Source organism: Myxococcales bacterium, from assembly GCA_016717005.1.
GTDB lineage: Bacteria > Myxococcota_A > Polyangia > Haliangiales > Haliangiaceae > UBA2376.
This window is the reverse complement of sequence record JADJUF010000021.1, coordinates 47,180-70,531: the sequence shown is the minus strand read 5'-3', so window position 1 is coordinate 70,531 and position 23,352 is coordinate 47,180. Positions and strand designations below refer to the sequence as shown.

Genomic DNA, 23,352 nt, shown 5'->3' with positions numbered 1-23,352 from the left:
GTCACCCGGCCGCGCGCGCGGCGTCGGCGTCGCGCAGGCACCGGCGGACCCGCGCGAACGGCGCGGTCGAGACCTGCCACAGGCCCGAGAACGCGTCGTCGAGATCTTCGACCAGGTACAGCACGTGCGAGATCGCGCCGGCCAGCGCGCCGGTGATCACCGCGTGGATCGCGAAGCTGTCGACCGCGAGCAGGAACATCGACGCGGTCATCATCAGCGCGCCGACGTAGAGCAGGAGCCGCAGGCCCAGCGGCATGCGCGTGCGCGCGGCGGTCAGGCGGCTGGTCCGGGCGTCGGACAGATCGTTGAAGCGGCTCAGCGCCTCGGCGTGCAGCGAGCGCGCGCAGTCGTCGCACGGCTGGAAGCCGTGCAGCCCGGCCCAGACCGCGTCGAGCTCGCGGCCGACGGCCTCGGTGGTGGCCTCGTCGCCGCGCGCCATCGCCCGCCACTCCTCGGCGATGACCCGATCGACGTAGCGGATCAGCGCCGCGGTCAGCGGCGTGCGCGCGCCGGCGCCGAGCGCGTCGACGATCCGGAACAGATCGACGATCTCGTTGGCCTCGCGCTCGACCACCGAGCGGGCGTCGTTGAACTGGGCCCACACCGACGACGCCACGAACGCCAGCAGGACCGCGTAGATCGTGCCGATCGCCTGCAGGTAGTTGCCGACCTCGGCGGTCGACGCGCGCAGCTGGTCGGCCGGCAGCCAATGGCGCACCAGCCACAGCGCCGCCACCGCGGCGGCGCTGGCGCCGACGACGACCGGCAGGAGCCCGGCCAGGGCCAGGAGGACACGGCGCACGGCCGACGATACCGCGGATCGAGGCGCGCCCGCTCCGGCGCGAGCCGGCGGCTACGCGCGGCCGGGCGCCATCACGGGCAGGCCCAGCTCGTCGAGCAGGCCCGCGAGCTCGGTCGACAGGCCCCGCCGCCGCGGCACCTTCGTGGTCGCCAGGGCCTCGCGCAGCCGGGTGCGGGCCTCGTGCATGCGCCAGGCGATCGTGCCCTCGCTGCACTTCTGGACGATCGCGGCCTCGCCGTGGGCCATGCCCTGCAGCGACACCAGCACGACGGTGGTCCGCATCTCCGGCGGCAGGCCGTCGAGCGCGCCCAGCAGGCGGCCGTAGGTCTCGCGCAGCTCGGCGGCCTTGCGCGGGTCGCCATCGGCGTCGATCGCGATCGCGAGCTCGACGCGGGGGTCGTCGAAGGGATCCTCGGGCCGGCGGCCGCGATCGCGCCGGACGTTCAGCGCGCGGTTCACCGCCATCCGGTAGACCCAGGTGAAGAACTCGCTCTTGCCCTCGAACCCGGGCAGGGCCCGGTACGCGGCCATGAACACGTCCTGGGCGATGTCGTCGGCGTCGGACTGGGTCCCGGTCAGGTGCAGGGCCAGCGCGAAGATGCGGCGGCGGTACCGGCGCACCAGCTCCTCGAACGCGCGCAGGTCACCGGCCTTGGCCAAGCTCACGAGCCTGGCCGCGGTCTGGCCTTCACGTTCCGCGGGAGTCATCGTCACGGGGTTAGACGCCCCAGCATCGCGCTAGCTTTGCACAATCTGCGGCCGGCCTGGCGATCATCGCAACCGTTCGAGATCATACGATCAACGGGCCGAGCAGCGCGGCCGCGATGGCACGATCGCGAGCGGCCACAGCCGCCGATGGGCCACGACGCTAGCGCTGGTCCTCGCGCCCGTAGCGATCCGACAGGCGGACGACGTCGTCGAGCTCCGGGGTCGACACCTCGACCACGTCGGTGTCCTCGACGGCGGTCATGCGATGGCGCCGGCCGGGCTGGATCCGGAACGGCACGCGCGGGCCGAGCTCGATCACGGTCGGCTCGTCGCCGTCGAGGTAGTGCTCGAACCGCAGCTTGCCGGACAGGACCATGATGGTCTCGTCCTTGACCCGGTGGTACTGCAGCGACAGCGACTCGCCGGCCTTCACGTGCAGGATCTTGCCGACGTAGCGGTCGGTCTGGGCCCAGATCAGCTCGTGGCCCCAGGGCTTGGGGACCACGGTGGTCGGCGCGGTCACTTGGGCTTGGCGCTGCCAGAGCCAGCGGCGCTGCCGCTGCCCGCGGCCGGCGCGGTCGGCGCGGTCGCGTCGCGGACTTCCTCGGGCGCGACGAACTTGGGCCGGCTGCCGGGCACCTCGTCGCGGCGATCGACCTTGTTGTCGTAGTCGTCGTCGTACAGGATCGCCACGAGCGAGCCGTCCTTGTACTGCTCCCAGTAGTCGGGGTTGCCGTCGCCGTTGCGGTCGCGGCGGATCGCGGTCAGCGCCTCGAAGCGATCGTAGATCTCCTTGATGTCGTACTTGCCGTCGAAGTCGCTGTCGCGCTCGACCTCGATCCGCTTGCCGGTCTTGGGATCGTAGATCGCCGACATGTCGAACTTGCCGTCGTAGTCGAAGTCGGCCTTCTCGAACGCCGGCGTGCCCTTGGGCGTGTAGCCGACCACCCAGTCCTTGCGGCCGTCGTGATCGAAGTCGACCTGCTTGCAGGTCAGGAGCTCGATCGACGTGCCGCCCTGATCCTCGACCTTGTACATCTTCCAGACGTCGGGCCGGCCGTCGCGGTTGAGGTCGTACGACAGGACGTTCTTGCCCGACGTCTCGCACAGGGTCGGGTCGACCTTGGCGACGTCGGACGAGGCATCGCCGCCGGTGTTGGCGATGGTCTTGTCTTTCTTGTTCTTGTTGCAGGCGGCCGCAGGTGCGACCAGCACCGCGGCCGCGAGGGCCAGGCGCAGGCTCGGGGACATTTGATGGCAAGCGTAGACCCCCGCCGGCACCGGCGCAAGCCGGCGGGCCGGGGCGGCCGTTGACCCGTGACGGAGCGCAACGTATGGTGCGCCGCCCGTGGCGCGCCGCACCATCTCGACTACCCTGTCCGCCGACGAGGACGACCGCTTGCGCCTGCTGGCGGAGCGGACCGGCCGGCCGGTCGACGAGTGCCTGCACGAGGCCGTGACGCTCCTCCTCGAGCGCTACCGCGAACGCCTGCCCGAACAGCTGGTCTGGTCGGTCGCTGACACCGTCTCCACCCCCGACCGGTAGCCTCGATGTCCACGCCGCCCGAACGCATCCGCAACTTCTCGATCATCGCCCACATCGACCACGGCAAGACCACGCTGGCCGATCGCATCCTCGAGCATTGCGGCGCGCTGACCCAGCGCGAGAGCAAGGCCCAGTACCTCGACTCGATGGACCTCGAGAAGGAGCGCGGCATCACGATCAAGGCCCAGTCGGTGCGGCTCAAGTACGTCGCCGCCGACGGGCTCGAGTACCAGCTCAACCTGATCGACACCCCGGGCCACGTCGACTTCCACTACGAGGTGTCGCGCAGCCTGGCCGCGTGCGAGGGCGCGCTCCTGGTGGTCGACGCCGCCCAGGGCGTCGAGGCCCAGACCCTGGCCAACGTCTACGTCGCCCTCGACAACAACCTCGAGATCGTCCCGGTCCTCAACAAGATCGACCTGCCGGTGGCGCGGCCCGACGAGATCAAGCAGCAGATCGAGGACACGATCGGCCTGCCCGCTCACGACGCCTGCCTGGTCAGCGCCAAGACCGGCGTCGGGATCCCCGAGATGGTCGAGGCCCTGGTCCAGCGCATCCCGCCGCCCACGGGCGACAAGGCCGCGCCGCTCGAGGCCCTGATCTTCGACAGCTGGTACGACGCGTTCCGGGGCGTGGTCGTGCTGGTGCGGGTGTTCAAGGGCACGATCAAGCGCGGCCAGAAGCTGCGGTTCTGGGCCACCAACAAGGTCTACGACTGCGGGATGATCGCCGTCCGGACCCCGCACCTGCTCGAGGTCGACGAGCTGTGCGCCGGTGAGGTCGGCATCGTCGCCGCGTCGATCAAGGACATCGCGCACGCCCGGGTCGGCGACACCATGACCGACGACGACCGCCCGTGCCCGGCCCAGCTGCCCGGGTTCAAGGCGGTCAAGCCGATGGTCTTCGCCGGCATGTTCCCGGTCGACGCCGCCGACTACCAGGACCTGCGCGACGCCCTCGGCAAGCTGGTGCTCAACGACGCCGCGGTGACCTACGAGCCGGAGTCGTCGTCGGCGCTCGGCTTCGGGTTCCGGTGCGGGTTCCTGGGCCTCTTGCACATGGAGATCATCCAGGAGCGGCTCGAGCGCGAGTTCGACCTCAACCTGATCACCACGGCGCCGAGCGTCCAGTACCGGATCTTCTACCCGGGCGCGACCGAGGCGGTCATCGTCGACAACCCGGCCAAGGTCCCCGACGCCGGCAAGTTCGATCGCATCGAGGAGCCGATCATCCTCGCGACGGTGCACCTGCCGCAGGAGTACGTCGGCCCGATCATGCAGCTGTGCGAGGAGCGGCGCGGCACGCAGCAGGGCCTGCACTACGATCCCAGCGGCCGGGTCCGCGTGGTCTACGAGATCCCGCTGGCCGAGGTGGTGTTCGGGTTCTACGATCGCCTGAAGACCATGAGCCGGGGCTACGCGTCGCTCGACTACGAACCAGCCGGGCACCGCGACGCCGATCTGGTCCGCCTCGACGTGCTGATCAACGGCGAGCGCGTCGACGCGCTGTCGATCATCTCGCACAAGGACAACGCCTACCACCGCGGCGTCGAGCTGTGCACCAAGATGAAGGACGTCGTGCCGCGGCAGATGTTCGACGTCGCGATCCAGGCGGCGATCGGCAGCAAGATCATCTCGCGCACGACCGTCAAGGCCATGCGCAAGGACGTCACCGCCAAGTGCTACGGCGGCGACATCTCGCGCAAGAAGAAGCTCCTGGAGAAGCAGAAGGAAGGCAAGAAGCGGATGAAGTCGGTCGGGTCGGTCGAGCTGCCGCAGGAGGCCTTCCTCACCGTGCTGAAGGTCGACTCCTGATGTCGACCGAGGTGGTCGCCGCGCCAGCGCGCGCGGTCAAGCTCGACCGGCGGGTGCGCAAGGAGGCGCGCGGGCTGGCGCGCGAGGCCGGCAAGGCCCTGCGCGCCCAGCTCAAGATCGGCGCGGCCGAGCGGACCGCGCTCACCCGCGACCTGGCCGACCTGCGCGCGGCGATCACGTCCGACGACGCCGCGGCGATGCGGCGGCTGCTGCCCCCGATCGACGCCGCGCTCGACAAGATCGCGGCGACCGCCAAGAAGTCGCCGATCCGCGAGTACGCCGAGTCGATCGGCGTGGCCCTGGCGATCGCGCTGCTGCTGCGCGCGTTCGTGGTCGAGGCGTTCAAGATCCCGTCGGCGTCGATGATCCCGACCATGCAGATCGGCGACTTCATCTTCGTCAACAAGCTCATGTACGGGGTCCGGATCCCCTACACCGACGTCAAGCTGTTCACGCTGCGGTCGCCCCACCGCGGCGAGGTGATCGTGTTCAAGCAGCCGTGCCGCGGCGACGACTTCATCAAGCGCGTCGTCGCGGTCGCCGGCGACACCGTCGAGGTCCGCTGCAACCTGCTCTACGTCAACGGCCAGGTCGTGCCCGAGACCCTGGCCGGCGCGGCGGTCCAGTACTGGGATCGCGACTCGCCCGACTCGCCGAGCCTGCGGCGCGGCTCGAGCGACAGCCCGTGGCACCTCGAGGACATGAGCCACTTCCGCACGTCGATGGGCGGCTACCGGTTCTCGATCTACCACCGCGCCGACCGCCCGGACGCGGCCGCGGCGGTGGCGATGGGCTGGCCCGCCTACTGGGACACCTACCAGGCCCAGCGGCTCGCCGCCGGGGTCCCGGCCGACCAGCTCGAGTTCGAGCGCGCGACCGCGCTCGGGCGCTTCCACGGCCGCGACGCCGACACCTCCGAGTTCCCGCGGTCCGAGCTCGACGAGCGCAGCGCCATGCCGCGCTGCCCCGACCGGCCGCAGCCGCGCTCGTTCGGGACGATCGTCCGGACCGCGCCCGAGCCCGATCCGAACAACCCGACCTGCACGCCGCGCTACCACTACGTCGTGCCCAAGGACCACGTCTTCGTCATGGGCGACAACCGCGACAACTCGAACGACTCGCGGGTGTGGGGGCCGGTGCCGCTCGATCACGTCAAGGGCAAGGCCATGTTCATCTGGCTGTCGATGGGCCCGCCGGTGCTCAAGGGGATGACCAACCCGTTCGCCCTGCGCTGGGAGCGCATCGGCAACTTCGTGCACTGATCGTCGGTCGCCCACACGGCGCGCCCGGGCGACATCAGGTCGAGCTCACGACTCCGTCGAGGTGGACGGGGCGGTGTCCACCCTCGGCGCGCCCGCGGGGCGAACCGGAGGCCGCGCCTCGGCTCGAATCCATGCCGCGACCTCACCGGGGGTGATGGTCCTCGGGGGGATCGAGCTGGCGACCTTGCGGGCCGCCGCAGTGCGACGGCCCGGCGATCGTGGTCGCCATCGCGCCCAGGTACGCGCGACGCCGGACGACGTCGTCGACCACCTCGGCCCGGTGCACGTGCACCGTGAGCGGTCGAGCGCACTCGAGCTCCTGCACGCGCACCGTCCAGAGGTACGGCTGCTCGTCGACGACGATGAGGCGCCAGCGCTTCGGGGGCTTCATGACTCCCTGCGATCCGCGGGCGCGTCCAGCCCGGGGCCACGCAGGGTAGCGGCTGCGCAGGGCAACGGCGAGGCTCCAGATCCCGCAGGAGCCTCGGCGATGAGGTGGGCTCCGGCGGGCCCTCGGGACGCGGGGCCCGACGACCGTGGTCGAGACCCCGGCGGGCGTCGGCATCGCCGGCGTCGGGGTCGGGCTCGGCTGCCGCGCGACCGGTCACCCGCCCTTGTAGGACAGGAGCGGGCGCAGCCGCCGGACGATCCGGGTGAGGTCGCGCTGGGCCCGCATCACGGCGGTGATGTCCTTGTAGGCGGACGGCGCCTCGTCGCGGAGGCGCTCGGCCAGGCGGACGTCGAACCAGGTGCCGCGCAGCTCGGCCTCGAGGCCCCGGGCCGAGACCCGGCGGCGCGCCTCGGTGCGGCTCATCGTGCGCCCGGCGCCGTGGGAGCTCGAGCACAGCGCGTCGGGGTGGCCGCGCCCGACGACGTGGAAGCTGGCCGAGCCCATCGAGCCCGGGATGAGGCCCGCGGTGCCGGCGTGCGCGGCGATGGCGCCCTTGCGATGGACCCAGCACGCGTGGCCGTGGTGGTGCTCGCGCGCGATGTCGTTGTGGTGACACGCGACGTAGCTGGCGGCGTCGGGCTCGCACCCGAGCGCCGCGGCCACCACGTCGCTGGCCCGCGCGATCATCGCCGCGCGGTTGCCCTCGGCGTAGGTCAGCGCCCACGCCAGGTCGGCGAGGTACGCGCGGCCGGCGTCGCTGTCGGCGTCGACCGCCGCCAGCCCGGGGCCGGCGCCGGCGTCGAGGACCGCCAGGTGGTGGCGCAGGATCGCCTGGCCCATCCCGCGGGATCCGCTGTGCAGCATCAGCCACAGGTCGCCGGCCAGGTCGAGCTGGAGCTCGATGAAGTGGTTGCCGGCGCCCAGCGTGCCGAACTGCACGACGCCGTCGCGCCGCCGCGCGGTCTCGAGGGCGCGGGCGCTCAGCGGCGGATCCCGCAGGCCGGCGGGCAGGCGATCGATCGCCGCCGGCCCGGCGTGCTTGGTGGCCGGCACCTCGCGGTACAGGCCGCGCAGGATCGCGCCGGCGGCGCGCTGGTCGAGCGCGCCCGACGGCAGCGCCGGCTCGCCGTCGGCCCGGCGGAACCGCAGCGCCGCCATGCCGCAGCCGAGATCGCCGCCGACCGCGCCCGGGTAGATCATCCGCCAGGTCGCGACCACGGTGCCGACGCACACGCCCGTGCCGAGGTGGACGTCCGGCATCACCGCGACGTGGCGCACGTCGTCGGCGCGCCGCAGCCGCGCCAGGCTGACCTCGACCTCGGCCGGCAGCGGCGTCGCCAGCCAGCGGTGCTCGGTGGCCACGGCGGTCATGGCCCGTCCTCCTCGGCGGGGACCACCACGAACGCCAGCTCCGGCGCGCGCTTGCGGGTGATGCCGGCGGCGACCTCGGCGCGGAGGTGGCCCTTGACGCGGCCCAGGCGCGCCAGCACGTCGTCGATCGTCGGCGCGGTCGCGGCGCCGGCGCGCGCGCGCGCCGAGCGTGGCAGGCACACGGTCACCGCGAGCCGGCCGGCGTCGGGCGCCGGGGTGGCGTCGACGACGAGCAGCTGGCCGAGCACCGGATCGTCGAGCTCGGCCAGCGCCGCGCCGACGATCGTGGCGACCTGGGCCGCGAGCTGAAGATCCTTGTGGGACGTCGAGCGCCGCACCTCCTGGCGGCGGAAGAACACGCTGTCGTCGAGCTCGAGCTCGGGCTCGAGCTCGGGCTCGACCGACGACGCGGGTGGATCGGGGAGGGCGTGGCGCGCGCGGCCACGCCCCGGCTTGCGGTTGACTGCGGACGCGGACGCGGACTCGGACTCGGACTCGGACTCGGATTCGGATTCGGATTCGGACTCGGACTCGGACGCGGGAGAGAAACGGCGCGCATCAGTCGATGCGGACCGGGCGCGCGAGCTTGAGGTCTCGCGGCGCCGCTGCTTGGATGAGGTCATCGTCACTCCGCGGGCGCACGCATGGCGTGGCACCCGCATCACGTGGTGCATGAGAAGAAACGACGCCCGCCGCGCGATCACCCGCGCCGACCGTCGCCGCGACGACGCGCGCGCCTCGGCGATCGCCGCGCGGGCCGTGGCGGTGCCACGGATGCCGCGCGCAGCGATCGACGCCACGCCGATCGGCGCGGGTCAGGCAGCGTGCGTCGGGCGGCCGACGAGCGTCAGCGCGGGGCGCGGACGGAAGTCAGGCTCGACGACGTGACGATGAGCTGAAGATCTTGCACGGTGAGCCTCCTTCCTGCGCGACACCCGTCGCGTGATGAACGCAAACTAGAGAACGCCGCGCCGATCGTCAAGCGAGAACGTCGCGCGCGCCACGTCCGAGGTCGGCGACGGTCGCGAGCGCGCGCGGGAGGACGTACGCTCCCGGCGATGCGTAGACCACTCGCGCGCACCGATCGGGGGCTGCTGGTCGCGCCGCTGCCGCTCGCCCCGGCCAGGCGGCGGCGTACCGCGCGGTGCGCGAGGTCGTGGCCGCGGCCTACGGCGCACGCGCCCAGCCGGCCGCGGGCGCGCGCACCACGTACCAGGGCATCGGACCCGGGGGCGTGACCCGCGCGCGATGGCCACCGTCACGTCGACCTCCGGCGGCTTCTCGGTCGACCTCAGCCCGGCGGCGATCGCCAAGCGGGTCGAGCTGACCGGGCGCGACGGCGCGCCCAGCGTCCAGCACTGGATCGAGTGGCAGGACGGCGACGTCGAGTTCAAGGCGGCGTGCTTCGATCGTGAACGGGAGGCCGACCTGATCGCCGCGTTCCAGCGCAGCGTCGGCGTCGACGTGCAGGCCTCGCCGGTCCCCGGCACCTGGCTGACGCTGCGCGGCGACGGTCGCGAAGGTCGGCTGCGCATCCTGGCGATCGGCGTCCGCGCGTACGTCGCCTCGGTCGAGGGCCCCGACGGCACCGTCCCGGCGCAACGGGCGCACGCGTTCTTGCTGTCACTGCGGGCCGCGGACTGACGGTCGGTCCGGCAGCTGGGTCGGTCCGGCAGCTGGGTCGGTCCGGCAGCTGGGTCGGTCCGGCAGCTGCGTCGGCGCGGCGGCTGGGTCGCGGCGGCGGCTGCGTCGGTGCGAGCTGGGTCGGCCAGCAGCTGGGGGCGGCCGGCGGCTGCGTCGGCCGGCCGACGAGCGTCAGCATAGGGCGGACGACCGCCACCGCTCGTCTTCGAATCCCCGACACCGCCGCGGGCCCAGCTCACGGGGCCGGCCCGGGCACATCGTCGACGTCGAGGAGACCGCCGCCGCGGCGCCAGCCGACCGCGAGCAGCCAGGTGCGCGGGGTGGCGGTCGGGCATCCGCCGCGGGCCAGCGCGCGCAGCCACGGGGCGTCGGTCCGGATCGCGGTCTTCCAGCCGTCGAACCACAGCGCGCTGGAGTACGGATCGATCCAGCCGGCGGCGAGCACCTGGCCGCGCGCGGTGGCGTGATGCCGGGCGTTGAGCAGGACGTAGCGCAGGGCGTTGCGCACCTCGCGCGGCGTGCGCAGCGGGCGGGCGTGGTAGCGCTGGGCGAACAGCCGGCCGCGGCGGCCGAGCAGCGCGTTCAGGCGCCGGGCCAGGCGGATGGTCAGGCCCTGCATGCCGCGCGCGAGCGCGGTGGCGCCCGCGGCCTCGACGACGAGGTGGAGGTGATCGCCCAGGACGTTGTAGTGCACGACGCGGAAGTCGCCGCGGTGACCGCCGGCGGTGATCGCCGCGCGCACGACCCGCATGACCGCGGCCCGCCGGAACGACGGCAGGCCGCCGACGACCTTGAGCGTGACGTGCACCGGCACCGACGCCGGGAACCGCACGCGCGGCAGGTGCGCGCAGCTGCCCTTGCGCTTCTTGCGGCCGGCGCCCGGACGCCAGCCGCCGTGCCCGGTGGGGCGACGCGCCTGATCCAGCGTGAGCTGGATCGGCGTTCGTGGGCTTCGCTTGGCGCTCATATTGATTATGGCATATATATCAACGGGCCCGGAATAGGTCAAGCCCGCGGGGCCCCCCCCCCCCCCCCCCCCCCCCCCCCCCCCCCCCCCCCCCCCCCCCCCCCCCCCCCCCCCCCCCCCCCCCCCCCCCCCCCCCCCCCCCCCCCCCCCCCCCCCCCCCCCCCCCCCCCCCCCCCCCCCCCCCCCCCCCCCCCCCCCCCCCCCCCCCCCCCCCCCCCACGCCCCCCCGCCCGCCACCCTGGGTCACCGCCGCGACCGCCGCGGGCGACCCCGCCGCGACCGCCACCGCCGCGACCGACCCCGCCGCGACCGACCCCGCCGCGGACAGCCCCCCGCGCCCTCATCTCGTGCGCGGTCGCCAGCGCCACGCGGTCCGCCCCGATGTCGTCATCGGTCTCGCGAGCGCTCCGCGGGCGTCGCGCCGAGCACGCCCAGCTCGCCCGCGTCGCGGCGTCGCGGCGTCGCGGCTGGTCGAACTCGGTGCCGTCACTGCGGGCTGTGCGGTCACCCGCTCGGCTGGCCGCGACGCGGTGCGTGCGTCCGCGTGCGGCGCCGATCGCTGCGCCTCACGGGGCACAGCTTCGGCGACGGTCGCGAGCGGGTGCCGCGTCAGAGGTCAGCGACGGTGGCGAGCGCGTGCGGCTCGCTGACGTCGGCGGGCACGTGCTCGGCGTCGATGACGCCGCGGCGATCGGTGTACGTGGCCCAGGCCGGGCCGGCGACGCCGACCAGCAGGAAGTACGGCTCCGCGCGCACCGGACGATCGTCGTCGGGCTCGACCACGTCGAAGATGCGCCACTCGTCGCTGGCGGGCGCGGCGGCGGGCGCGGCGGCGGCGGCCGCGCGCACCGCCGGATCGCGATCGGCGCGGGCGGCGTCGGCGAGGGCGGCGGCGATCTCGCCGACGGGCGCGCGGCGCCACAGCGCGCGGGCGGCGTGGCCGCGTACCCAGGGGCTGACGTCGTCGGCGAGCGCGTGCGCGAGGGCCGCGGTCGCGGTGGCGGGCAGGGCGGCGTCGGTCGCGCGCGCGCCGAGGGCCCAGGCGGCGTTGCCGCGCACCAGCGGGGACGCGTGGGCCAGGAGCGTGACCAGATCGCCGACGGCGTCGGCGCCGCCGTGCCGGGCGAGGGCCGCGGTGGCGTTGACCCGCGCGGCCCAGCCGCCGTGGCGGGCCAGCCGTCGCAGCGACGCGGCGGCGCTCTCGGTCGGCTGCGCCAGCAGCGCCCAGGCCGCGGCCGCGGCGATGCGATCGTCCTTGGCCTCGAGCGCCCCGACCAGGGCCTTGGCGATCGGCGCGGGCGGTGGGCCGTCCGCCAGCTCACCGAGCGCCCAGGCCGCGGCGCGCTGGCGCTCGGGCGCGCCGCGCTCGACCAGCTCGGCCAGCGCCGGCCGCGCGGCGCGATCGCCGCTCGAGGCCAGGCCCGCGATCGCGGCCAGCGCCGGCAGCGTCGGCGCGGTCTGGGCCAGCTCGATCAGGATGGCGCGCGCGCGGGGATCGGGCCGATCGCGCAGGGCCGCGCCCCAGGCGCGCAGCACCGCGGTCTGGCTCGGGCCCGGGTGACGGGCGATGGCCTCGAGCTGGCGCGCGGTGCCGGGATCGGCGAGGTAGGCCAGGGCATCGGCGGCGGCGCGCGCCAGGATCGGGTCGGGATCGGCCAGCGCCGCCAGCAGCACCGGGGCGCTGGGCGTGTGCCCGACCGCGCCGAGCGCGTCGATCGCCGCCCGGCGCAGGCGCGGTGAGCGCGGCGCCGCGGCGAGCGCGGCCAGGGCCGGGCCGGCGGCGGTGGCGTGCAGGCGCGCCAGGTATCCGCACGCGAGCACCTGCACGTCCTCCTGATCGTCGCCGAGCCGCTCGATCAGCGCGTCGATCGCGCGCCGATCGTTGCCGATCAGCGCGCCGAGGGCGCCCATCGCGACCGTGCGCACGGTCGGGTCGGGGTCGGCGATCAGCCCGAGCACCGGCACCAGCGCGCGCCGGTCGCCGGTCTTCGCGAGCGCCGCGGTGATGCGCGCGACGCTCAGGCGCTTGCGATCGAGCTCGGCGATCAACGCCTCGGTGGCGCGGGCGTCGCCGACCTCCGCGAGCAGATCGACCGCGGCGCCGGGGTCGCCGGCGAGGCGCCCGTCGAGGTGCGCCACCAGCGCTGGCACCGCGACGGCGCCCGCGCGGCGCAGCGCCTCCTGCACCACCGGCCGCGCCGACGGATCCACCAGGCTCGCGACCAGCGCGCGCACCGCGCGGTCGGCGGCGTCGCGATCGCCGCCAGCGGCGATCTGGCCGAGCGCGTAGCCGGCGGGGGCCGAGGCGTCGCCGCCGGCGCGCAACAGCCGGATCAGATCGTCGGTGGCGTCGGCCGCGCCGAGATCGCCGAGCGCCGCGATCGCGACGTTGCGGACGTCGGGCTGGGCGTCGTCGAGCATCCGCGTCAGCGCGGTGATCGCGGCCGGGTCGCCGAGCTTGCCGGCGGTGATGACCGCGGCCTTGCGCACCTCGATGTTGCCGTCGCCGAACGCGGCCACGACCGCGGCGACCGCGCGGCGGTCGCCGATGCCGCGCAGCGCCTCGATCGCGGCCCGCCGCACCTCGGTCTTCTCGTCGTTGACGCGCGAGATCAGCGGCACGACCACCGAGCGGTCGCCGCGCTGGCCGATCTTCGCGAGCGCGTTGACCGCGCCCAGCCGGACGTCGCTGTCGAGATCGCCCAGCGTGCGCACCAGCGCCGAGGTGCCGCTGGCGTCGGCGATCATCCCCAGCATGTCCGACGCCACGCGCCGCGTCGCCCGATCGGGATCGGCCAGCCAGTCGATCAGCCGCGGCACCGCCTCGACCATCTTGCCCTGGCCCGCGACCTGGGCCGCCTCGAGCCGGACCGCGGGGTCGTCGTCGTCGAGGGCGTGCAGGATGAACCGTCGGGTGAGCGCGGGATCGTAGGGCCGCAGCGCGCTGACCGCCGCGCGCCGGGCCTCGGGCTCGGCGCCGGGATCGAACAGCGGCGCGCCGTCGCGCTCGATCCGGCCGGCCCACGCGAAGCCCCAGGGATCGGCGGCGGCCGGCGCCGCGGCGGCGAAGGTGGCGAGGGCGAACGCGAGGCGCCGGAGCATCGCGGGGAGTATACGCGGCCGATCGCGTCGGCGCTCCGACCTTGGCGTCGGCGCGCCGTCGGTCACGGCGCCAGCTCGGCGATGGCCCACTCGACCTTGGCCCGGACCCGGTCGGGCAGGTCGAGGCGCAACAGCGCCTGGTACTCGGCGCGGGCGCCGCCCCGGTCGCCGTCGGCCCAGCGCAGCGCCGCCAGCGCCAGCCGGGGCCGGGCGTCGTCGGGCGCGGCCGCCTTGGCCCGGGTGAACGCGGCGGCGGCGCCGGCGCGATCGCCGGCGTTTGCGCGGACCATGCCGAGGTCGTGCCAGGCGGCCGGGTCGCCCGGCGTCAGCGTGGTCAGGGCGTCGAGGTCGGCGGCGGCGCCGGCGAGGTCGCCGACGAAGACGCGCGCGTCGGCGCGCTCGCGCAGCGCCAGGGCCTGGCTGCGTCGGTCGGGCGCGGTCGCGACCGCCTGGTCGTAGGCCGCGGCCGCGGCGTCGTAGTCCTTGCGCCCGAGGGCCGCCTCGGCCACGGCCAGGTGATCGCGGGTGCGGGGGCTGGCGCCGCCGGATGAGGCGCACGCGGCCAGCGCCACCAACGTCGCCGCGACCGCCAGTGCTATGGTCCGCGCATGCAGCACGCGACCGCGATCGAGATCCTCACGCAACAGGGCATGAGCCGGGATGGGGACGTCTTCCACGCTCCGGCCAGCGCCGTGGTCTCGGTCTACCTGGCCTACGGCGCGCAGTCGCTGATCCTCGACCGGGTGATGACCGTCGCGGTCTCGGCCGACACCGCGCTCATCACGACCCACCGCAAGGAGGTCTACGGCGTCGAGCTCGCCGACGTGCGCGCGGTGCGGGTCACGCCCGAGGCCAGCGGGCCCGGCTACCGGTAGCCGCGGCATCAGTCCAGCTTGGTGCGCGACCGCGGCGGCAGCGCCGAGCCGGTCGGGCGCGGGCGCACCACCGTCGGGCCGTCGTCGCGATCGTCGGCGGGGTCGGGATCCGGCGCGATCACGGGCACCGGGCGCGTCGCGGGCGGCGGGCCCTTGAACAGGCCGCTGTGCTCGGACCGCGGGCTCAGCGTCAGATCGATCGTGGCCTCGACGTCCTCGGCGTCGACCTCGTGGGTGACGCGGCGGCGCGGCCCTGGCGGCGGCGGCGGCGTGGTCCGGTGGGTGGGCGCGTGGCTGAACGCGTCCTCCTCGGCCTCGAGCATCGCGTCGAGGCGCGACGCCAGCGCGGTGGCCCAGGTCCCTTGCGGGACCAGCTCGATGACGCCGGAGCCGGGCGCGGCCTCGGCGGCGGCGGCGGCCAGGGCCGCGGTGACAGGCTCGGGCGCGGCGACAGGCGCGGGCGCGGCGACAGGCTCGGGCTCGGGCGCGGCGACGGGCTCGGGCGCGGCGACGATCGGCGGCGGCGGCGGGCGCACCAGCGACGCCGGCGCGGCCAGGTCCAGCGGGGCCGCGGGGGCGGCCAGCGCGTGGGTCGGCGCCGGCGCGGCCAGCGCGACCATCGGCGCCGGCGGCTCGGGCGCCAGCGTCGGCGCGCTCGCCGGCGGCAGCGGCAACGCCTGCAGCGGCACGGGCGCGGCCGGCTCCGCGGGCGGCGGCAGCGTCGGCGCGCCGGCCGGATCGACCGGCGCGATCGGCGGCGCGGTCGGGGCGGTGGCCAGCGCGTGCTGCTCGGCCAGCGCGCTCGGCCGCAGCGACACGGTCGGGGTCGGCGCGGCCAGCGGCAGCCGGCTGGTCTCGTTGATCGGCATCGGCGACGGCATCGGCACCGTCGCGGCGTGGGCCGGCTGCTCGGTCGCGGTCCGGGCGCGGTTGCGCGGATCCCACTCGAGCGGGCGGGGCGCGTCGAGCGAGTCGAGCCGCGGCTCGGTCATGAGCTGCTGGGTCGCGGTCGCCGCGCGCATCGCCGCGGTGGCCGCGGTCTGGGCCGCCTCGCGCTGCCACGGGTACTCGATCCGATCGTGGTGCGCGGCGCGGATGGCCTCGCGCAGGGAGTCGCTCATGCGGCGGAGATCCGCCATCGACAGGCCCGACTCGTCGAGCTGGCCGAGGTGGAGCTTGCCGTAGACGATGCGCTGCACCAGCGACTCGATGGCGCGCTCGTCGGGGCGCTTGAGCGTGCGCGACGCGGCCTCGACGGCGTCGCAGATCGCCAGGATCGCGGTCTCGCGGCTCTGCGGCGGCACGCCCGGGTAGCGGAAGTCGGCGATCGTGAGGCCGCGCGGGTTGCCCTGCTCCTGGCACTTGGCCCAGAAGTACTCGAGCACGCCGTCGCCGTGGTGCATGTGCATGAAGTCGATGATCCGCTCGGGGACGCCCGAGCGGCGGGCCAGCGCGATGCCCTCGGTCACGTGCGCGAAGATCGCGTCGCACGAGACCTCGGGCGCGAGCTGATCGTGGGGGCTGGGCTCGCCCGAGCGCAGGTTCTCGATGAAGTAGCTGGGCTGCAGCGACTTGCCCAGATCGTGGAAGTACGCGCCGACGCGCACCAGCCGGCCGCTGGCGCCGATGCCCTGGGCCGCGACCTCGGCCAGGTTCGCCATCGCCAGGCTGTGCTGCCAGGTGCCGGGAGCCTTGTCGCTGATCTGCTTGAGCAGCGGGTGCGAGAGGTCCTCCATCGCGACGAGGCGCCCGTGGGTGATCTCGCCGCACGCGAGCTCGAACAGCGGCATCAGCGGCAACGTCAGCAGGCCCGCGATCGCGCCGCCGAAGGCCGCGGCCAGCCACGCCGAGCGCGCGGGCTCGGCCAGCTCGTGCAGCGGCACGACGCCATCGGACAGGTAGAAGAACCCGAGGTAGGTGAGCGCGGCGCCGACCATCGCGACCGCGCCGGCGACGAGCGCGATCGACCAGCGCGGGCGGGCGTGGTCCGGCAGGACGATGGCCGCGGCCACGGCCTGGACGACGAGCACCGTCGAGATGCCGACGTCGAACGGCACGAGCAGGCCCATCGTCACCGCCGACAGGATGCCGGCCGCGAGCCCGACCGTCCGATCGAACACCAGGGTCGGGACCATCGCGCCGAGCGCGACCGGCACCGCCAGGACCGACAGCGGGTACGCCAGCAACAGGCCCTTGGTGACGATCGCGCCGAGCGCGACCGTGCCCAGCAGCACCATCTGGACCCGCAGCAGCCGCCCGCGGTTCGAGCGCCGCAGCTGGTGGGTGACCCCGACCGCGAGCAGGAACAGCACCGCCGCGTAGGCGGCGAAGCGCGCGCCGGTCGACGGCTGGCTCGCGCGCATCGCCGCGACCACCGACTCCTGGCGCGCGTCGGCGATCTCGTCGCGGGCGATCACCACCGAGCCGCCGCGCCCGGCCATGTGCTCGTCGTCCCAGCCGTCGAACGCCGGCACGCGCACGGTCACGTTGGCCGGCTTGCCCGCGGCGATCGTGGGCTCGAGGAACCACGCGTCCGCGAGCACGACCGGCGCGACGATCAGCGCGAACCCGAGCGACAACAGCACCGCCACCCACGGCGTGACGCGGGCCCGCCGTCGGATGATCTCCGACAGGCGTGCGCGGCTGGGGACGACCGGCGATCGCATCAGACGCCGATCTCGAACTCGGCGCGGGTGCGGGGCCCGTCGATCGGCGGGAACTTCATCCCGCGCAGGACGCCCGCGAGGCAGCCGTGGAGCGCGCCCGACTGCTCGCCGTTGACCTTGACCCAGGTGACCTTGCCGCTGGGCCCGTCGATGATGATGCTGATCGACGCGCTCGACGCGCCGGTCTTCTGCAGGCACCGCCCGAGCTGGCTGCCGTGGCGGGCGTAGACCCCGTAGACCGTGTCCATGTCGAGGGTCTCGCTGCCGCCGTCGCCGTCGTCGGACATGTCGAGCGCGAGGTTCTCGTCGCCGCTGTTGCCGCCGCGTCCGCCGCCGCCGCCGCCGCTGCGTCGTCCGCCGCCCCCGCCGCTGCCCTTGCGCGGCGGCGCCTTGGGCGCCGAGACCTTGACGTCGAGCGAGGCCTCGGCGACCGACGCCACGCCCTGGACCTGCTGCTTCTTGGCCGAGGTCAGCGTCGTCACGACCAGCCACACCGCGCCGACCGCGGCGGCGACGCCGAGGCCGATGACGCCGTACAGGGCGACGCCGCGCTTGCGCTCCGACGCCTGCTGCTTGACCTCGGCGTGGGCCCGGCGCGCGTCGTCGCGGACCTGCTTGGCGGCGTCGACCAGCGGGCCCAGCAGCGGGTGCTCGTCGACCTTGGCGCGCCCGCCCTCGTCCTTGTCCATCAGCACGTGGCCGTGGTGGATCTGGCCGTGCAGGACCTGCTCGACGATCGCCTTCATCGTGAACGGCCCGAAGTCGAAGTGGCCCTTGCTGACCAGCCAGCGCTCGTGGCCGTCCGCCATCGCCGCCTCGAGCGCGGGCGGGATCGGGATCGAGGTCAGCGCGACGTCGTCGCCGTCGTCCTCCTCGGGCGACATCAGGATGTCGACGACCAGCTCGCGGAGCGCCGCCGCCGACGCGAACCGCCGATCCGGGCGCTCGGCGCACGCGCGCGCGATCAGCTCGTCGACCTCGGGCGCGACCGCGGGCGCGGCCTCGCTCGGGCGCGGCCCGCCCCGAGCCAGCGGTCGGCCGACCAGCGCGTCGTACAGGAGCGCGCCGACGCCGTAGACGTCGGTGGCCGTCGTCGGCGCCTCGCCCCGGCCCAGCTCGGGCGCGAGGTAGCCGGGCGCCTCCACCAGGCCGGCGGCGATCGCGGCGGCGTGGGCCGGCCCCAGCGCCAGGTCGGCGAGCGCGACCCGGCCCGAGCGCGCGATCGTGACCGACTCGCTGGTCAGCGCGCCGTGGATCAGCCCCGAGGCGCGCAGGGCCTCGGCGACCAGGGCGATCACGTTGGCGGCGCCGCGGGCGGGCAGGCCGGCCCCCGAGCTGGCGTGCTTGCGGGCCAGCACCTCGCGCAGGGTCGGGCCGTCCTCGGCCTCGGTGATCACGTAGAGCAGGCCGTCCTCGAAGCCGGCGCCCAGGGTCGCGCTCAGGTTGCGCAGCTCGGTGCACGCGGCCGCGCGGGTGGCCTGGGTCTCGATCGCCCGGACGATCTCGGGGCGGGCCGCGAGCGCCGCGTGGACGAGGTGGATGGTGACCGCGACGTCGTCGCGTTCGGCGCGGTAGACGTCGGCGCAGGCGGTGGTGCGGATCCGGGCGCCCAGGGCGTAGCCGGCGATCCGCTGGCCGGTGGCCCCGGCCGCGAGGTCGGGGGACGAGGTCCCGGGCTGCATTCGCCACAGGATACCGGAATCGCTGCCCGGGAGGTCGCGGATGGCTACGGACATCGAGCGGCGTCGGCCCGGCGCGTCGCGGCGGCCAGCTTGGCCTGGCGGAGGAACGCGCAGCCCGACAGGTCGCCAGCGCCGACCAGCGCGTCACCGACCAGCCAGCGCGCGGTCCGGTTGCGCGGCGACAGCTGCAGCGCGGCGTCGGCCTCGGACAGCTGGCGCAGGCGGTTGCCGGCGCGGTGGGCGGCCAGCGCGGCGTCGAGGTGGGCCCCGACGCGATCCGCCCGATCGGCCCGATCGGCTCGATCAGGCGTGGACCCGCTCGACCGCGCCGAGGCGTCGGGGGTCGCGGCGTCGGTCGGGATCGGTGCGTCGACGCCCGCGTCGCGCGCCTCGCCCTGCGCGGCCAGGGCGGCGTCGTCGTTCGGCGCGCCCGCGTCGCGCGCCGATCGCGAGCGCGACAGCGCCACCGCGACCAGGGCGGCGGCGCCGAGCACGGCGACCGCCCCGATGATCCACGGTGCGCGGGGCCGCGGCGCGCCGGCCAGCAGGCTGTCGCTCGGGTCGGGCTCGTCGACGATCGCCGGGACCGGCAGCGTCGCCCCGTGGGCCTGCCGCGGTGCGCCGCCCAGCTCGAGCTCGATCGCGGCCAGGGCCGCCGCCAGGGCCTCGGCCGAGGCCGGGCGGTCGGTCGGCTCCTTCGCCAGGCACGCGGCGACGAGCGCCTCGAGCGCCGGCGGCGCGGCGACGTCGGGCGCGACCTCGTGGATCGTCGGGACCGGATCGCGGACGTGGGCCGCGAGCACCTCGAGCGGGCTCGAGCGCGGGAACGGCGGCTGCCCGGTCAGCATCTCGAACAGCGTCGCCCCGAGCGCGTACAGGTCGCAGCGGCCGTCGAGCGGCTGCCCCAGCGCCTGCTCCGGGGCCATGTAGTCGGGCGTCCCGAACACGATGCCGCCCTGGGTCAGCGCGGCCATCGACAGCGCTTGCTCGCCGGTCCCCTCCATCACCTTGGCGAGGCCGAAGTCGAGCACCTTGACGTGATCGGGATCGGCGCCGCGCCGGACCAGCATCAGGTTGTCGGGCTTGAGGTCGCGATGGATGAGCCCGACCCGGTGGGCCGCGGCCAGCGCGTCACACACCTGCCGGGCGATCCGCACCGCCCGGCGCGGCGCCAGCCGGCCGTCGCTCTCGAGCTCGGCGCCGACGGTCCGGCCGTCGAGGAGCTCGAGCACCATGTACAGGAGCCCGGCGTCGGTCACCGCGAAGTCGAGGACCTTGACCGCGTGGGGGCTGGCGATCTTGAGCGTGCCCCGGGCCTCGCGCACGAAGCGTCGCACCGCGCTCGGATCGCGGGCGAGGTGCGGGCGCAGGACCTTGATCGCCACCGGCTCGTCCATGAACCGGTGGTGGCCGCGGAAGACCGCGCCCATGCCGCCGGCGCCGAGCAAGGCCAGGACGTGGTAGCGGCCGTCGAGATCCGTGCCGATCAGCGCCTCGGCGGCGCGGGCGATCTCGCTCGAGGACGCGGCCGCGGGCACGAGGCGCTTGCTACAGCCGCAGGCCGTGCTTCATGCGGAAGCGCAGCCAGTCCCAGCCGAGGTACGCGGCGCCCGCCAGGCCGACGACGCCCAGGATCGGGTTGACCACCACCAGCACCACGGCCGAGCCGACCCCGGCGGCGGCCGCCAGGCCTCCCTTACGCTTGGCCACCGCGGTGTTGCGCTGGATCAGGGAGCCCATGACCGGAAGCTGCCTCATGGAAGCGCGGCTGTCAAACCGCGGTCGCGTGTCTGCCGGGACGCGGCGTGCGCCGCAAGTCCTTGGACCATCGCGGACCGGGCCTGGCCCGGTCGCTGCAAGAGCCCAGGCGTCGCCGCAAACTCCAGATCGCATAGCTCGCTGTGCTAAGAGGTTCCATGGTCCGCCGTTCTGCCGATCGTCGTCGTGGGTCGATCTATCTCGGCCTCGCCGCTGGCCTGTTCGTGACCAGCGGCGCCCTGATGGGTGGCTACATGCTGTCCGAACAGCCGCCGAAGTCGCCGGCGGCCCCCGCCGCGACCACCGAGGCCGGGGCGGATCACGCGGCGCTGGCCCAGGCGGTCGAGGCCACGCTGGGCGGGTCGGTCAAGCTGACCGCGGTCGGGCGTGAGCGCACGATCGCCTGGCGCGAGCTGGGCGTGTCGGTCGATCCCGGCGAGCTGGGGTACGCGGCGCGCAAGGCCGCTGACGGCGACGCCGTGCCGACGCTGCAGGCCGCCGGCGCGCTGCCGATCCGGCTCGATCGCGCCGTCGCCATGAAGGCCCTGGCCGGGCTCAAGGCCCAGGTCGATCGGGCGCCGACCGACGCGTTCCTCGACCTCGAGGCCCGGACGATCAACGACGACGCGCCCGGCTTCGCGATCGACGTCTACGCGTCGCTCGATCGGATCGAGGCCGCGGCCCGCAGCGGCGCCGCCACCGTCGAGCTGGTCGGCGTGCCGGTCCCGGCCGCGGTCACGCGCGCGACCCTCGGCATCGACGACATCTCGCACGTGCTCGGCACGTTCAAGACCACGTTCCCGGTCGGCGACAAGGACCGCAACTTCAACCTCAAGCTCGCGGCGTCGAAGCTCAACGGCTACGTGCTGCAGCCGGGCGTCGAGTTCTCGTTCAACGGCGTGGTCGGCGACCGCACCGAGAAGGAGGGCTACAAGATCGCCCACGTCATCACCGCCGGCGAGATGGTCGACGGCCTCGCCGGCGGCACCTGCCAGATCTCGACGACGCTGTTCGGCGCGTCGTTCTTCGCCGGCATCGAGATCGTCAAGACCACGAACCACTCGCGCCCGTCGACGTACGTGACGATGGGGCTCGACGCGACGGTCGTCTACCCGACGACCGATCTGATCATGAAGAACCCGTACGACTTCCCCGTGGTGATCCACTACCGCGTCGCGCGCGGCGAGTCGGTGGTCGAGATCCTGGGCAAGGAGCGGCCCTGGGATCAGATCGCGTTCGAGCGTCGGGTGATCGAGACGACGCCGTTTTCGACCGAGGAGCGCCTCGACGAGGCGCTGCCCGAGGGCTTCGAGACCCCGGACCAGAGCGGCTTCGACGGCTACAAGCTCGTGCGCTACCGCAAGTACTACAAGGGCGGGCGCGAGGTGAAGCAGGACAAGTGGACCCTCACGTACAAGCCGGTCACCGAGTACCTGCGCAAGGGCACCAACCCCGACCCGACGCTGCCGGTGCCGAAGGTCAAGCCGCCGCACACGCCCAAGGCGCCCGGCGACGGTACCGGGCGCGTGGTCCAGTAGCAGCGCGACGGGGGGGGCGGCGAAGGCGGGGGACTCGGCGGGTGGCAGAGTTGGAGCCGGACGCGGAACCGGAGCCGGAACCGGAGCCGGACGCGGAACCGGACGCGGAGCCGGAGCCGGACGCGGAACCGGACGCGGAGCCGGAGCCGGACGCGGAGCCGAACGCGGAGCCGGAGCCGGACGCGGAGCCGGACGCGGAGCCGGACGCGGAGCCGGACGCGGAGCCGCACGCGGAACCGGACGCGGAGCCGGACGCGGAGCGCACGCGGAACCGGAGCGGGCGGCCGGAGCCGGAGCCGGAGCCGGACGCGGAGCCGGAGCCGGAGTTGGAACCGAACGGGGAGCCGGAGCCCGACGCGGACCAGACGCCCGCGCTCCGGAACCCGGCGCGGGCCGGAGCGAGGCCTGCGGCGCGCCTGAGGCGCGGCGCCTACTTCACGGGATCGGGGCTGTCGGCGACGTCGCCCGAGGCCTTGGCGGCCTTGGCCACGCCGCCCGGGTTGACGTCGATGGCCGAGCCCTTGAGCGCGACCATGTTGCCGTCGATCTTGAGGCTGGCGGTGCAGCTGGCGTCGACGCCGGACGACTTGCCCATCAGGTCGCAGGTGCCCTTGGCCGTGATCGCGATCTCGCCGGCGAGGATCGTCAGGTCGTCCTTGCACTGCATCGCCACGTCGCCCTGCTTGGCGGTGAACTCGATCATGTTGGCCTTGGCGTCCATCTTGATCGAGCCGATGCCGCCGCCGTCCTCGATCAGGATCGAGCCGGCGTCGTCGTCGAGCGTGATCGTGTGGCCGGTCTTCGACTTGAACATCCGGCGCGCGTCCTTGCCGTCGGCGTTGGCGTCGATCGCCTTGTCCTTGCCGTTCCAGAGCGCGCCCAGGATGATCGGTCGGCCGATGTCGCCGTGCTCGAACGCGACCAGGACCTCGTCGTCGATCTCCGGGATCGAGAACCAGCCGCGATCCTTGCCGCCGCCGATCGAGATCCAGTTGCAGAGGTGCGTGTTGTCGGTGATCGGCAGCGACGGCAGCTTCACCTTGATCCGGCACAGCTTGCCGTCGTCCTTGATCTCGGTGACCAGGCCGATCACCGGTTCGTAGACGCGGTTGCTCTCTTCCTCGGCTGTCCGGGTGTCGGAGAACAGCAGGCTGGGGAAGTCGGTGATCATGGTGTCCATCGTAGTACGGACCGGGCCCGAAATATGCCCCCTGCGATCCGCCCGG

At 74.5% G+C, this 23,352-nt stretch carries 22 protein-coding genes; 7 read left to right on the top strand and 15 right to left on the bottom strand.

The annotated features are described in order from the left end of the window. Nucleotide 1: 1 nt before the first annotated feature. The 4 genes from IPL61_19010 to IPL61_18995 all read right to left on the bottom strand — a co-directional run bounded on the left by IPL61_19010 (nucleotide 2) and on the right by IPL61_18995 (nucleotide 2,761). Nucleotides 2–802, bottom strand: a complete 801-nt coding sequence (locus IPL61_19010; GenBank protein ID MBK9033333.1) for a DUF4239 domain-containing protein — start codon at nucleotides 800–802, stop codon at nucleotides 2–4. Nucleotides 803–853: 51 nt separating this feature from the next. Continuing rightward, nucleotides 854–1,462 (bottom strand): sigma-70 family RNA polymerase sigma factor, encoded by a 609-nt coding sequence (locus IPL61_19005; protein ID MBK9033332.1) that lies wholly within the window; start codon nucleotides 1,460–1,462, stop codon nucleotides 854–856. 208 nt (nucleotides 1,463–1,670) lie between these two features. After that, entirely contained in the window at nucleotides 1,671–2,033 is a 363-nt protein-coding gene (locus IPL61_19000; protein MBK9033331.1) for a cupin domain-containing protein, read from the bottom strand. Next, complete coding sequence (locus IPL61_18995; GenBank protein MBK9033330.1) at nucleotides 2,030–2,761, bottom strand: hypothetical protein; 732 nt, start codon at nucleotides 2,759–2,761, stop codon at nucleotides 2,030–2,032. Before IPL61_18995 ends, IPL61_19000 begins: the two co-directional genes overlap by 4 nt. Before the next feature lie 97 nt (nucleotides 2,762–2,858). Here IPL61_18995 and IPL61_18990 point away from each other — a divergent pair, with 97 nt between their 5' ends. The 3 genes from IPL61_18990 to lepB are packed head-to-tail and all read left to right on the top strand — an operon-like array spanning nucleotide 2,859 to nucleotide 6,132. After that, a complete protein-coding gene (locus IPL61_18990) occupies nucleotides 2,859–3,056 on the top strand; it encodes a transcriptional regulator (protein ID MBK9033329.1) in 198 nt (65 codons plus the stop codon). Between the two features lie 5 nt (nucleotides 3,057–3,061). Continuing rightward, entirely contained in the window at nucleotides 3,062–4,870 is a 1,809-nt protein-coding gene (gene lepA / locus IPL61_18985; GenBank protein ID MBK9033328.1) for an elongation factor 4, read from the top strand. Beyond that, a complete protein-coding gene (lepB, locus tag IPL61_18980) occupies nucleotides 4,870–6,132 on the top strand; it encodes a signal peptidase I (GenBank protein ID MBK9033327.1) in 1,263 nt (420 codons plus the stop codon). Before lepA ends, lepB begins: the two co-directional genes overlap by 1 nt. 142 nt (nucleotides 6,133–6,274) lie before the next feature. Here the strand turns inward: lepB and IPL61_18975 are convergent, their stop codons facing one another. The 3 genes from IPL61_18975 to IPL61_18965 all read right to left on the bottom strand — a co-directional run bounded on the left by IPL61_18975 (nucleotide 6,275) and on the right by IPL61_18965 (nucleotide 8,253). Beyond that, nucleotides 6,275–6,523, bottom strand: coding sequence for a hypothetical protein (locus IPL61_18975; GenBank protein ID MBK9033326.1), 249 nt, complete (start codon nucleotides 6,521–6,523; stop codon nucleotides 6,275–6,277). 213 nt (nucleotides 6,524–6,736) lie between these two features. Then, entirely contained in the window at nucleotides 6,737–7,894 is a 1,158-nt protein-coding gene (locus IPL61_18970; GenBank protein ID MBK9033325.1) for an RtcB family protein, read from the bottom strand. After that, nucleotides 7,891–8,253, bottom strand: coding sequence for a ribosome-binding factor A (locus IPL61_18965; protein ID MBK9033324.1), 363 nt, complete (start codon nucleotides 8,251–8,253; stop codon nucleotides 7,891–7,893). The genes IPL61_18970 and IPL61_18965 overlap by 4 nt, the downstream gene beginning before the upstream one ends. 250 nt (nucleotides 8,254–8,503) lie before the next feature. Between IPL61_18965 and IPL61_18960 the strand changes: the two genes are divergently transcribed. After that, nucleotides 8,504–8,782 carry a hypothetical protein gene (locus IPL61_18960; GenBank protein MBK9033323.1) on the top strand — a complete coding sequence of 93 codons (279 nt, stop codon included), beginning with the start codon at nucleotides 8,504–8,506 and terminating at the stop codon, nucleotides 8,780–8,782. 360 nt (nucleotides 8,783–9,142) lie between these two features. Continuing rightward, entirely contained in the window at nucleotides 9,143–9,538 is a 396-nt protein-coding gene (locus IPL61_18955) for a hypothetical protein (GenBank protein MBK9033322.1), read from the top strand. 235 nt (nucleotides 9,539–9,773) lie between these two features. On the opposite strand, the gene IPL61_18950 is transcribed toward IPL61_18955, so the two are convergent. The 3 genes from IPL61_18950 to IPL61_18940 all read right to left on the bottom strand — a co-directional run bounded on the left by IPL61_18950 (nucleotide 9,774) and on the right by IPL61_18940 (nucleotide 14,224). Continuing rightward, nucleotides 9,774–10,505 carry a transposase gene (locus tag IPL61_18950; protein ID MBK9033321.1) on the bottom strand — a complete coding sequence of 244 codons (732 nt, stop codon included), beginning with the start codon at nucleotides 10,503–10,505 and terminating at the stop codon, nucleotides 9,774–9,776. 609 nt (nucleotides 10,506–11,114) lie between these two features. Continuing rightward, nucleotides 11,115–13,673 (bottom strand): HEAT repeat domain-containing protein, encoded by a 2,559-nt coding sequence (locus IPL61_18945; protein MBK9033320.1) that lies wholly within the window; start codon nucleotides 13,671–13,673, stop codon nucleotides 11,115–11,117. After that, entirely contained in the window at nucleotides 13,670–14,224 is a 555-nt protein-coding gene (locus IPL61_18940) for a tetratricopeptide repeat protein (protein MBK9033319.1), read from the bottom strand. Before IPL61_18940 ends, IPL61_18945 begins: the two co-directional genes overlap by 4 nt. Here IPL61_18940 and IPL61_18935 point away from each other — a divergent pair. Next, a complete protein-coding gene (locus IPL61_18935; GenBank protein ID MBK9033318.1) occupies nucleotides 14,216–14,482 on the top strand; it encodes a hypothetical protein in 267 nt (88 codons plus the stop codon). The two genes, IPL61_18940 and IPL61_18935, sit on opposite strands and share 9 nt — an antisense overlap. Before the next feature lie 8 nt (nucleotides 14,483–14,490). On the opposite strand, the gene IPL61_18930 is transcribed toward IPL61_18935, so the two are convergent. The 4 genes from IPL61_18930 to IPL61_18915 are packed head-to-tail and all read right to left on the bottom strand — an operon-like array spanning nucleotide 14,491 to nucleotide 20,570. Next, nucleotides 14,491–17,148 carry an HDIG domain-containing protein gene (locus IPL61_18930; GenBank protein MBK9033317.1) on the bottom strand — a complete coding sequence of 886 codons (2,658 nt, stop codon included), beginning with the start codon at nucleotides 17,146–17,148 and terminating at the stop codon, nucleotides 14,491–14,493. Then, nucleotides 17,148–18,830 (bottom strand): protein kinase, encoded by a 1,683-nt coding sequence (locus tag IPL61_18925; GenBank protein ID MBK9033316.1) that lies wholly within the window; start codon nucleotides 18,828–18,830, stop codon nucleotides 17,148–17,150. The genes IPL61_18930 and IPL61_18925 overlap by 1 nt, the downstream gene beginning before the upstream one ends. 44 nt (nucleotides 18,831–18,874) lie before the next feature. Beyond that, nucleotides 18,875–20,368, bottom strand: a complete 1,494-nt coding sequence (locus IPL61_18920; protein ID MBK9033315.1) for a serine/threonine protein kinase — start codon at nucleotides 20,366–20,368, stop codon at nucleotides 18,875–18,877. 10 nt (nucleotides 20,369–20,378) lie between these two features. Further along, complete coding sequence (locus tag IPL61_18915) at nucleotides 20,379–20,570, bottom strand: hypothetical protein (GenBank protein MBK9033314.1); 192 nt, start codon at nucleotides 20,568–20,570, stop codon at nucleotides 20,379–20,381. 176 nt (nucleotides 20,571–20,746) lie between these two features. On the opposite strand from IPL61_18915, the gene IPL61_18910 reads away from it, so the two are divergent. After that, entirely contained in the window at nucleotides 20,747–22,126 is a 1,380-nt protein-coding gene (locus IPL61_18910) for a VanW family protein (protein ID MBK9033313.1), read from the top strand. A gap of 430 nt (nucleotides 22,127–22,556) precedes the next feature. On the opposite strand, the gene IPL61_18905 is transcribed toward IPL61_18910, so the two are convergent. Further along, complete coding sequence (locus IPL61_18905; GenBank protein ID MBK9033312.1) at nucleotides 22,557–23,297, bottom strand: hypothetical protein; 741 nt, start codon at nucleotides 23,295–23,297, stop codon at nucleotides 22,557–22,559. Nucleotides 23,298–23,352 lie beyond the last annotated feature (55 nt).

Bases quoted from the DNA above. Each gene is read 5' to 3' on its own strand.
- IPL61_18935 (MBK9033318.1), top strand. From the start codon at position 14,216: ATGCAGCACGCGACCGCGATCGAGATCCTCACGCAACAGGGCATGAGC.
- IPL61_18975 (MBK9033326.1), bottom strand. From the start codon at position 6,523: ATGAAGCCCCCGAAGCGCTGGCGCCTCATCGTCGTCGACGAGCAGCCG.
- IPL61_18910 (MBK9033313.1), top strand. From the start codon at position 20,747: ATGGTCCGCCGTTCTGCCGATCGTCGTCGTGGGTCGATCTATCTCGGC.
- IPL61_18970 (MBK9033325.1), bottom strand. From the start codon at position 7,894: ATGACCGCCGTGGCCACCGAGCACCGCTGGCTGGCGACGCCGCTGCCG.
- IPL61_18995 (MBK9033330.1), bottom strand. From the start codon at position 2,761: ATGTCCCCGAGCCTGCGCCTGGCCCTCGCGGCCGCGGTGCTGGTCGCA.
- IPL61_18930 (MBK9033317.1), bottom strand. From the start codon at position 17,148: ATGCGATCGCCGGTCGTCCCCAGCCGCGCACGCCTGTCGGAGATCATC.
- lepA (MBK9033328.1), top strand. From the start codon at position 3,062: ATGTCCACGCCGCCCGAACGCATCCGCAACTTCTCGATCATCGCCCAC.
- IPL61_18925 (MBK9033316.1), bottom strand. From the start codon at position 18,830: ATGCAGCCCGGGACCTCGTCCCCCGACCTCGCGGCCGGGGCCACCGGC.
- lepB (MBK9033327.1), top strand. From the start codon at position 4,870: ATGTCGACCGAGGTGGTCGCCGCGCCAGCGCGCGCGGTCAAGCTCGAC.
- IPL61_18915 (MBK9033314.1), bottom strand. From the start codon at position 20,570: ATGGGCTCCCTGATCCAGCGCAACACCGCGGTGGCCAAGCGTAAGGGA.
- IPL61_18955 (MBK9033322.1), top strand. From the start codon at position 9,143: ATGGCCACCGTCACGTCGACCTCCGGCGGCTTCTCGGTCGACCTCAGC.
- IPL61_18905 (MBK9033312.1), bottom strand. From the start codon at position 23,297: ATGATCACCGACTTCCCCAGCCTGCTGTTCTCCGACACCCGGACAGCC.
- IPL61_18950 (MBK9033321.1), bottom strand. From the start codon at position 10,505: ATGAGCGCCAAGCGAAGCCCACGAACGCCGATCCAGCTCACGCTGGAT.